Source organism: Mesorhizobium sp. M1050, from assembly GCF_040318715.1.
Taxonomy (GTDB): Bacteria; Pseudomonadota; Alphaproteobacteria; order Rhizobiales; family Rhizobiaceae; genus Mesorhizobium.
This window is the reverse complement of sequence record NZ_JAMYMV010000168.1, coordinates 1-1,293: the sequence shown is the minus strand read 5'-3', so window position 1 is coordinate 1,293 and position 1,293 is coordinate 1. Positions and strand designations below refer to the sequence as shown.

The window sequence follows — 1,293 nt, the reverse complement described above, 5'->3', positions numbered from 1 at the left end:
GTAAGTCTTGACCTTTTAAACGGGGTCAGGATGCGCCGGTCGGAAGCCAATCAAGGTGTGCGAATGATCAAGTTCCGAGACGTATTGAGCCGCTATGAGGCTTTGGAGTTCAACCAGATGGAGGCTGCGCAGTTGCTGGGTCTGAGCGAGCGAACCTTCCGGCGCTGGTGCTGCCGGTATGAAGAGGCTGGGGAGGCCGGCTTATTGGACCGGCGTCTTGGCAAGGCGTCTGGCAAACGGGTTCCGCTGGACCGGGAGTTTGAGGTCGAGACACTCTACCGGACGCGCTACAGCGGGTTCACGGCCAAGCATTTCCACGAACTTCTGGTGCGCGATCATCGGTTCAGCTGGAGTTACACCTGGACGAAGGCGTTCCTGCATTCGAAAGGCCTTTTGACCAAGGCATCCCGGCGTGGAGCACACCGGCGCAAGCGGCCGCGCCGACCCTTGCCGGGGATGATGCTGCATCAGGATGGCTCGCGCCATATCTGGCTCGGCGGCCAACCGGCGCTCGACCTCATCGTCACGATGGACGATGCGACGAACACCATCTATTCGGGCTTTCTGACCGAGGAAGAAGGGACGGCTTCGACGTTTCGGGCTTTGGAGGAGGTGTTTGGCGGCCATGGTCTGGCGTTGAGCCTCTATACGGATCGAGGCAGCCACTATTTCTATACGCCGCAGGCTGGTGGAAGAATCGACAGGACAAACCTGACCCAGGTCGGTCGCGCGTTGGCTCACCTTGGCGTCGAGCATATCGCGGCCTATTCGCCGCAGGCACGCGGTCGTTCGGAGCGGGTTTTCCAAACCTTGCAAGACCGGCTGACGAAAGAGCTGGCGTTGGCCGGGATCGCCACCATAGAGGAGGCCAACAGCTTTCTGCGCGACGTTTATATTCCGGCCCACAACAAGCGCTTCGCCGTCAAGCCCGAACAGGAAGGCTCAGCCTTCGTCGCCATTCCCGGCGTCGATCTGGGCGAGATCCTGTGCATTCAGGAGGAGCGCCAGGTCGGCAACGACAATTGTGTCTCGTTCAATCGGCTGAAGCTGCAAATTCCCGAAAGCCCGCTGCGGCCCCATTTCGTCAAGGCGACAGTCAAGGTGCGCCGCTATCATGACGGCGCCTATGCAATCTTCCACGGGCCTCGCTGTCTGGGCCGCTACGACCACAATGGAATAGCCGTACAGACACAAAAAGCCGCTTGAACCCGCTCGGCGGCCAGCAGAACAAAACCAGAAGCAGCGGACAACTCGTGTGCTACCTAAACCGGACAACTTAATTCGCTATCGACA

The 1,293-nt window shown here is 59.6% G+C and carries 1 protein-coding gene; it reads left to right on the top strand.

The window, feature by feature from the left end; translation table 11 throughout:
- Positions 1–63: 63 nt before the first annotated feature.
- Positions 64–1,206 carry an ISNCY family transposase gene (locus NKH57_RS33700; protein ID WP_352950677.1) on the top strand — a complete coding sequence of 381 codons (1,143 nt, stop codon included), beginning with the start codon at positions 64–66 and terminating at the stop codon, positions 1,204–1,206.
- Positions 1,207–1,293 lie beyond the last annotated feature (87 nt).

Bases quoted from the DNA above. Each gene is read 5' to 3' on its own strand.
- NKH57_RS33700 (WP_352950677.1), top strand. From the start codon at position 64: ATGATCAAGTTCCGAGACGTATTGAGCCGCTATGAGGCTTTGGAGTTC.